Below are 9,474 nucleotides of genomic sequence, written 5' to 3' on the forward strand. Positions count from 1 at the left end.
CGTTGATACGTCTTGGCCGCCTGGCCCGGTGTCGTTATTGAAGCCCACGCCGTCCGAAACGCCGATCCCATCTGCCCGCCCGAGTATTCGGAAGGAATCGCCAAGGTGTTCACGGTCGGTACCCTGTGGTCACGGCCGGCGGAAGTGTGGATCGACCGCCGCACCTATTTGGAACGCAAGCCGACCGGCGGCCTGTTCCACGGCTCCTGGGGTTTTACCCGCGAGGCCTTCCTATCGGCAGGCGGCTATCCGGCCATGCAGAGCGGCCAAGACCAGGCCCTTGCCGGCCGCTTCAAACGCGCCGGTATCCGCAGCGATTCGCCAAGCCAAGTCCTCTGCTCCGAACCGCTCCGCCTCTCTGCGTGCCCCATGCCCCAGGCTCCCCGCTCATTGCCCAGCTACATCTACCGCTGGCACACCTACCCGAATGCCCGGCACATCTCGGCTCTGGGCGAAGACGGCTACCAGCGCCGCGGTGAGGAGTTTATCGAGCGCGTGGCTTGCCTCACGGCCTGCTGGTCGCACGACTGGAATGCATTGGCTGAGGCTTCTTGGACGCCGGTTGCCTGAGAGAATCTCACGCCCCGCGGGGCGCTGGCGGGGTCTTACAGATGCCCCGCCGACGTTTGTCCTTTCTGCCAGTCTCCGGCCTACCAGGGGGCGATGGGATGACCGGCCCCCACTCGGGCGGCATTTGTAGTGCGTCTCGGGAAGAATTCGGTCCATCGGGCAGTTGGATTCCGGTGGCGCGGAAATTTTTTTTGGAGGGGGTAGTTGACACACACACACACACAGGTATAGGATCGGCGGTGGCATGCGGGGAGCTTCGCATGCGGCCGGGCCGGCGCTAGATCTTCCTGTGCCCTGTGGTCCGGCAACGATGACGCCCAGGGCAGAGTGCTTTTCTCGCCTGCGACCTGCGCCAAAACCTGGAGACGGGAACGATGGGCCGCGTACCCGAGCTGACGGCACACGGGAGCCGCGACGGGCCGCCGGTGGAACGGGCGCCGGCTCACGCCGTGGCTGTTGCTTTTCAGCGGGGCTTGACGGCCCATCGGGCGGGCGATTTCCAGACGGCCGAAAACATCTACCGCGACATCCTGGCTGCGCAGGCGTACCACGCCGGGGCCCTGCATTTTCTCGGTCTGATCCACTCGGCGCGTGGGGACCACGCTGCGGCCCTGGAGCTGATCGAGCGGAGTCTGCGGTTTTGCGGCACGAAGGCGGTGTACTGGAACAACTACGGGGCGGTGCTCAAGAGGGTGGGACGACTGAGCGAGGCACGGGCGGCCTTTGGGAGGGCAATCGCCCTTCGCCCCGAGTATGCGGACGCCTGGTCGAACCTGGGGTTGATCCACTTGGAACAGGGGGAGTTGGACGAGGCGGAAAGCTGCCTCCGTCATGCGCTACGGCTTGCGCCGCGGCACGCCGACGCCCTGCGGCACCTGGCCCGCGTCGCCCACGCAAAAGGCGAAACCGAGGAGGCGGTGCGGCTCTGCCACGAGAGCTTGGCGGCGGCCCCGCAGCAAGTGGAAACGCTCACGCAACTGGGCGAGATCTACTGCGGAGCCAAACGCTTCGCGGAAGCGGCCGAGGCGTTTCGCCGCGTGATCGCTGTGCGGCCCGACTCGGCCGACGCGCACCTGAACCTGGGACTGGTCTACAATGACCTGGAAGAGGAGGAGCGGGCGCGGGATGAATTTCGAACCGCCGCCGGCCTGCGACCGGACAAGCCGGCCTGGCAGCTCCGCGAGCTGAGCCTCTGCCCGACCGTGTTCGACTCCGCCGAGGCCATCCTTCAGTACCGCGCGGAGCTGGAACGGCGGCTCGACGAGGCCCTGGCCGCACCACCCCCGCTGGACTGGCGGCACGCCTTCCGTGACGGCTTTGTGCCGTCGTTTCAGCTTTATCACCACGGGGTGTGCAACCGCCGCCTGCGGGAGAAGTTCGCCCGCCTCTTTGCCCCGGCCTTTCCCAAGCAGTTACCCACCCGGCGCCCGCGGCGGGCGAGAATCCGCGTGGGCTTCTTGGTCACCTCCGGGCACCAAGGCGGTTTCCTGCGCGGTTTCGGCGGGATCATGGACCGGCTGGATCGCGAGCAGTTCGAAGTGGTGGCACTGGTCTCGTCGGCCGCGCTGGCCGAATGCCGCCGGGCAGTGCGAGCCCGGGACATTGTGTGGATCGGCTTCCCGCACGAGATCCAAGGCGCCTTCCGGGCAATCCGCGGCGCGGATTGCGACGTCATCCTGCACTGGCAGGCGGGCACGGATATCGTCAACTACTTCCTCCCGTTTCTGCCGCTGGCTCCCGTGCAGTGCATCGGCTTCGGCCAGCACGGCACGACCGGAATCGTGAACATCGACTATTTTCTTTCCTCGCGGTTGTTCGAACGCGGGCCACAGGCCCAGGAAGACTATACGGAACGGCTGGTCCCGTTCGAAGGGACCACCGCCTGGCAGCCGCGGCCGGCCCTGCCCCCGCCTGCCAAGCGGGAGGATTTCGGCTTGCCGGCCCACGGGGCGATCTACTTCTGCCCCCACCGGCCGGCCAAGTTCCATCCGGACTTCGATCGCCTATTGCGGCGGATTCTGGGGGAAGACCCCGGCGGGCACCTGGTGGTCTTGGAGGGGAGCCGCCCGGCCACGGCGGCCCGCTTGAAGGCCCGCTGGCAGCGGACGTTGGGCGAGCCGCTTCTGCGGAGGGTCCTCTTTTTGCCCAGCCAGCCCCCGCGGGATTACTACCGCCTGCTGCGTCTGGCGGACGCGGTCCTTGACGCCCCCTGCTACAGCGCGTCGCTGACCGGTTACGACGCGTTTGCCCTGGGTGTGCCGGTCGTCACGCTGCCTGGTCCCTACATGGTGCAGCGGTACGCGGCGGGCCTGTACCGGCGGATGGGTGTCGAGGACCTGGTGGCAGGGGACGAACAGCAATACGTGGCCTTGGCGGTCCGCTTGGGGCGGGACGGCGACTTCCGCCAGGCCATGCGAGAAAAGATTCTCCAGCGCTGCGGCGTCCTGTATGAGGACGAGCAGGTGCTGCGCGAATTCGAGGCGTTCTTCCGGCGGGCGATCGAGGACGCCCCGTAACGCGCTCGGTTGTCCCGCCGACGGTTTTTGCGGGTCGCAGACAAGCCGGCCATGCCGGCCAAAAACGGAGGAGAGAAAAGGAGCCCGACCATGGCATCGCTGCCGTCGCCCGTTCGGAGTCTCTGGAATCGCACGGTCCGCCGCTTCCGCAACCGCTGCAAAGGCACGGGATGCTCCCCACGCCACCGCCCGCTCCGCCTCGAGCCGCTGGAGAAGAGGGAATTGCTTTCGGTAACGGCCACGATCAGCGTGGACCAAGCCCTCCAGGTGGAGCGGCAAGAGGGGGTTTCCACGTTCACGATCACCATCAGCGACTGTCCGTCGAACATCGCCTATGGCGTGGCCACCTTCGAGATTACCGGTACGGCCGATTCCTGCGACTATCAGGCCTCGGGCTTCCTCCCTTACGGTTACATCCAGTTTTATGGGGACGGCAGCCGGTCGGCCACGATCACGATCGAAAACGACGCCTGGTTCGAGGGCAATGAAGAGTTGACGGTACGGCTGACCGGCGGGTGGTATACCACCAGCCAGTGCTGTGGCACGTATCCGGTGACCATCGGTTCGCCGAGCGAGGCCACCGTGACCATCGAGGACGACGACGAGTGGACGATCTCCCTGGCGGCCACGGACAACGTGGCGGCGGAGCCGGGGAATTCGGGCCGCTTCGTCGTCCGCCGGGCCGGCCCCCCTGGGGAATCGATGGATACGACCTATGCGATCCGCGCCTGGTTCGATATCGGCGGCACGGCCCGGCAGGGCTACGATTATGAGCCCCTGCCGGGCGTGGAATGGCAGGGATGCGAGTACTCCTCCACCGGGTATGTGACTTTTTCGGGAGAGACTACGGAGATCCCCTTCGACGTGGCCGTGATCGACGACCACGTCGCCGAAGTCAAGGAGACCGTGGCCCTTGATCTCAGCGCCAACCAGGCCCTGGGGGGGATGCCTGCCAGCTACCCCTTCGGCAACCGCTCGGACGTGGTGGACCTGCACGACAACGACTGGGTCATCGAGCGTGATCCCAACAGCAACGCGGTGGAACCCACAGATCTGCTCCCCGAGCCGACATCCGGCCTGGAATCGGAAATGCCTGGTGCTTCGGCCGGGCGGTTTCTGATCCGGCTCTTGGACGGCAACCAGAACTTCGAGAACGTCTCGGTGGCCTTCTCGGCCGGCGGCACGGCCACCCTGGATGACGATCCCCACTGGGACGACGATCCCGGCCCCCGCGACTACGTCGTGGATGCCGACGGGTTCCTGCACGACGAAAACATGGCCGTGATCGCCGGCTCCGCCACCCTCTCGATACCCGCCGGCCGGAACAGCTACTTCGTGACCTTCGTCCCCTGGTACGACCGCTATCGCAACGAGTACGACCCCTACGAGACCGTCGTGGGGACGATCACCGGTTGGAACGTGGACCAGGAGTACGATACGGCCACGATTGAGGTCGAGGAGCCCCTATCGGATCTGAGGCCCTGCGTCGGCTGCTGTGATGGCGACACGAGTTGCCTAAGCGTTTCCACGGACGCCAGTGGCCCGGCCGGCGGCCATGGGGTGACCAATGCCGGGACCCCGCTGACCTACTACGCCCACCTGGCCTCGGGGCGCGAGACGGTGATCGCCACCAGTCCGCTGGAGCTTACCAACGGCGGGGCGACCCTCCAGCGGGTGGAGGCCCGGCTGGCGCAGTTCGGCAACGCCACGCCCAATACCACGATCTGGTTCGATGCCTCCGCTGCCAGTGCCAGCGCCTCTTATGCCTTTGCCTTTCCCGTGGATGTGGGCGGGCTTCCCACCGGGGCCTACGACTGGACCGTCCAGCTCATCCAGCACTATTCCGACCAGAGCACGCGGACGATCACCCTCACCGGCACCCAGAACGTCATCAACACCTTGCCCAGCTACATGGCGCCGGGGTGGTTCGCCTTCCGCGTGGCCCGCCTGATCCCCGACGGCGGGGACGTGCTCCTGCTCCGCCGCGGCATCCAGCGGTTCGTCCCCGACGGCGCAGGGGGCTGGATTCCCCAGACCTCCGCCGACACCAGCGCCTACACCCTCACCGGCAACTGGTCCACTGGCTTCACCCTCACCGCCAAGGACGGCACCGCCGATCACTTCGCCCCCAGCGGGCTGATCCTCAATACCATCGACCCGGCCGGCAATCCCACGACCTACAACTACGACGCGGGGAACCGCCTGGTGGGGGTCGTGGAAGCAGAGGGTGCGACCACCTTCACGTACGACCCCGTGACCGGGTGGCTCAGCCAACTGGCCCGGCCCGACGGCGTCGTGTCCACCTACACCCACGATGCGGCCGGGCGGATTACCCAGATCATCAAGCCCGATCCGGACGGCGATGGCCCCCTGCCCGCGCCGGTCACCACCCTGGAATACGCGGGACCCAATAACCTCCTCTCGAAGATCATCTTCCCGGACGGCTCGCAGGAGACTTACGAATACGACCACGCCCTCCGCCTGAAAAAGATCATCCGGGCCGACGGCACCGAGGAGCTCTACGTCTCCATCCCGGCCGCGGCCCTGGTCGATACCTCGGCCGGCGAGGGTACGCCGGAGAATCCGGCGGCCTTGCGGGACTTCGGGCAATTGCAGGCCACGACCACCATCGCCGGCGTGACCACCACGGCCGAGGTCGACCGCTGGGGTTTCGCTACCGACGCCGTGGACGGCGAGGGACAAACCACCCGCTATGTGCGAAACGCCGCCGGCCAAGTGGTGCGGGCCATCGAACCTGATCCCGACGGCGAGGGCCCGCTAACCGCCTCCGTGACCTCTTACGAATACGACCACAAAGGCAACCGCATCACGATGATCCTGCCCGACGGCGGGACGCGCCGCTGGGAGTACGACTACACCTGGAATGCCGTCACCCGGTACATCGACGAACGGGGCATCGAGACCCGCTACACTCTCGATCCCGCCACCGGCTTCGTCCTGGAGACCCGGATCGTGGTCGGCCAAGTCGACTCGCCGGGCAATGGCGAAACCGACGACGTGGTCACCCGCTACACCTATACCGATGCCGGCGATGGGACGCTCATCGGCCTGGTGGAGACCGAGACCGACCCCCTGGGGACCCTCACCCGCTACGAGTACAACAGCCGCGGCCAAATCACCCGCATCACCTATGCCCAGGGCACGGAGCTGGAGGCCACGGTCCAGTACGAGTACGACGCCACCAGCGGCAAACGCACCGCCGAGGTGGACGAACTCGGCCGCCGCACCGAGTACCAGTACGATGCCCTGGGCCGCCTCATCCGCAAAATCCTCCCCGACCCCGACGGCGAGCAAGGGCCCCTGACCAGCCCCGTGTACCAGTACACCTACGATGCCGCCGGCAACCTGGTGGCCGAAACCGATCCCCTGGGCAATGTGACGCAGTACGTGTACGATTCCCGCGGCCGGGTCGTCCGCACCATCCAGCCCGACCCCGACGGCCCAGGTCCCTTGGCCAGCCCGGTGACCCGCCAGTTCTACGATGCGGCCGGGCGGACCAGCCACGTGATCGACCCCCTGGGCCACGTCACCGAATACGCCTACGACAACGCCGACCGCCTGACAGCCAACTACCATGGAGCGGTGATCGACGACGGCGCCACCGGCTACGCCGAGCCTGCCGGTACCTGGGCCGATTGGCAGGCCGGTTACGCGGGGAACTCGCGGGTCCATAGCACCGTCACGGGCCAGCCCACGGCCACGGCCACCTGGACCTTCGCGCACCTTATGCTGGGCATGCAGTACGAGGTCTACGTGACCTGGCAGGCCGATCCCCAAAACGCCACCGACGCCCCCTTCGCCGTGTACGCAGGCGACACCTCCGGTCAGCCCCTGGCCACCTTCACGGTGGACCAGACGCAGGAGCCTCCCCAGACCGGTGCAGGACGCCGGTTCGCCGACCGCGGCTTTTTCAAGCTCGGCAGCTTCCTGGCGAGCGATTCGACGCTCATCGTCCAATTGGCCAACAACTCGGCCATCGCCGGTGCCAACGTGGTGGCCGACGCGGTGCTGCTCCGCCTGGTCTCGCCGCTGTCGCAAACCGTCTACGACGATGCCAGCCGGGTGATCGCCACAATCGACGCCCTGGGGAACACCACCAGCTATGAGTACGATATCGCCGGCCGGCAGACGAAGGTCATCCAGCCCGATCCCGACGGCGCCGGCCCGCAACCCGCCCCGATTACCCAGTACGTCTACAACGCCGCCGGGCAACTGGTGCAAACGATCGACCCGCTGGGCCGGGCGACCTCCTACGAGTACGACGCCCTCGGCCGCCGCAGTCGCATCATCCAGCCCGATCCCGACGGCGAAGGCCCCCTCTCCGCCCCGCAGACCAGCTACCAGTACGACAAGCTCGGGCAACTGATCAGCGTCACCGACCCGCTGGGGGCTGTCACCAGCTACGAGTACGATCGGCGCGGACGGCAGACGAAAGTCATCCAACCCGACCCGGACGGCCAAGGCCCCCTGACTAGCCCCGAAACCGACTACGTGTACGACCCCGCCGGGCAACTGCTCCAGGTGATCGACCCTCTGGAGCGGGTGACCACCTACGAGTACGACAACCTGGGACGGCAGACCAAGGTGACGCAGCCCGACCCCGACGGCGAAGGCCCCGAACTGGCCCCCTGGACGACCTTCACCTACGATGTCCTCGGCCGCGTGCTCAGCCAGTCCGACCGGCTCGAGCACACGACACTTTACGTCTACGACAACCTCGGTCGGCTGACCAGCCAGACCGACGCGACCGGCGCCAGCACCACCTATACCTATGACGCGGCCGGCAACCGCCTCTCGCTCACCGACCCGGAAGGCAACACCACCAGTTGGGTCTACGACTCGCTGGGCCGCTCTGTGGAAGAGACCAACGAACTGGGCTACACCCGCTCGTTCGTCTACAACGCCGGCGGGTACCTCGTCCGCCGGGTCGACCGCCTGGGCCGGGTCCGCCAGTTCCAGTTCGACAATCTCGGCCGCAACACCGCCGAAATCTGGTACAATAACACTGCCGACGCCGATGCCGATCAGAACCGCGTGCGGACCATCTCCTTCACCTACGATGCGGCCGGGCAGCAAACAGCGGTGGACGACATCGAGGCCGATTATCAGCACACCTACGACAATTTGGGGCGCATGACCCAGACTGTCCAAACGGTGGTCGGCTTAACGCCCACCCTTACTTTCCGGCGAGTATACGACAGCGCGGGTCGGCAGACTCGCCTGATTGTGGATCTAAACGGCACGAAGGACTTCAAAAACCGTTATTTTTACGACTCCTTGGGCCGTGTAACTTCCATCACGCAGGCAGCTCAGTCCGGCGGCAATCCCGTAGCCAGGAAGCTGGTAAACTTCTCGTACGACGCCGCCGGCCAGCTCGATACTCTCACCCGCTACGCCGACCTGGCCGCCGCGCAGCTCGTCGCCCAGAGCGACTACGGCCACGACCTGGCCGGGCGACTGACCGACCTGGTCCACCACCGCGGCCAGACCACCTTCGTGGACTACGGCTGGTCCTTCGACGCCGCCGGGCGGATGACGCAGTACGTCAATTCCATCGACGGCACGGCCGACTACACCAGCGACGCCACCGGCCAGCTCACCGCCGCCGACTACGACTACCAGAGCGACGAAAGCTACCAGTACGACGCCAATGGCAACCGCGTCATCGCCAACGGCAGCACGTACACTACCGGGCCCAATAATCAGCTCCTTTCCGACGGCACCTATCGCTACCAGTACGACGCCGAAGGCAACCGGACGTACCGGTTCGTGGATAACAACGAGAACGGTCAGCTCGACGCAGGCGACACGGACATTACTAAATACAACTGGGACCATCGGAATCGCTTATATAAAGTGCAGCATCAGGCAAGTTACGGGGCAGCCGTGGACTGGGTGATTCGGTATTCGTATGACTACCAGAATCGCCTGGTGCGGCGACGGATGGATGCCAACGGCGACGGGGACTACGAACAGAAACGAGTCTTTGCTTACGACGGCAACCAGGTGGTTTTGGATTTCCAGCATACCGGCGCAGGGGACGTAGCGGCTTCGGATCTTCGCCAGCGTTACCTCTGGGGCCCGGCGGTGGACCAGATTCTGGCCGAGGAAGAAGTTGATGGCGGCACGGCGGATTTGGTCCAATGGACGTTGACGGATCACCTGAACACGGTCAGGGACATCGCCAAGTACGACCCCGGCACGGACACCACCACCGTGGTCAACCACCTGGTCTACGACGCCTTCGGCAACGTGACGAGCGAGACCGACCCGGCGGTGGACTCGCTCTTCCTCTTCACAGCCCGGCCGTTCGACGCCGACACCGGCCTGCAAAACAACCTTAACCGCTGGTACGACCCGCGTGTCG

The 9,474-nt window shown here is 65.9% G+C and carries 3 protein-coding genes; all 3 read left to right on the forward strand.

Annotation, left to right across the window (positions count from 1 at the left end; translation table 11 throughout):
* Window positions 1-12 precede the first annotated feature (12 nt).
* Entirely contained in the window at window positions 13-570 is a 558-nt protein-coding gene (locus ACYQ6J_RS18710) for a glycosyltransferase family 2 protein (RefSeq protein ID WP_460185731.1), read from the forward strand.
* 374 nt (window positions 571-944) lie between these two features.
* A complete protein-coding gene (locus ACYQ6J_RS18715; protein WP_460185732.1) occupies window positions 945-3,086 on the forward strand; it encodes an O-linked N-acetylglucosamine transferase, SPINDLY family protein in 2,142 nt (713 codons plus the stop codon).
* Window positions 3,087-3,176: 90 nt separating this feature from the next.
* A partial coding sequence (locus ACYQ6J_RS18720) for a golvesin C-terminal-like domain-containing protein (RefSeq protein ID WP_460185733.1) occupies window positions 3,177-9,474 on the forward strand: 6,298 nt, incomplete at its 3' end.

The sequence above is a fragment of the Thermopirellula anaerolimosa genome, assembly GCF_054657335.1.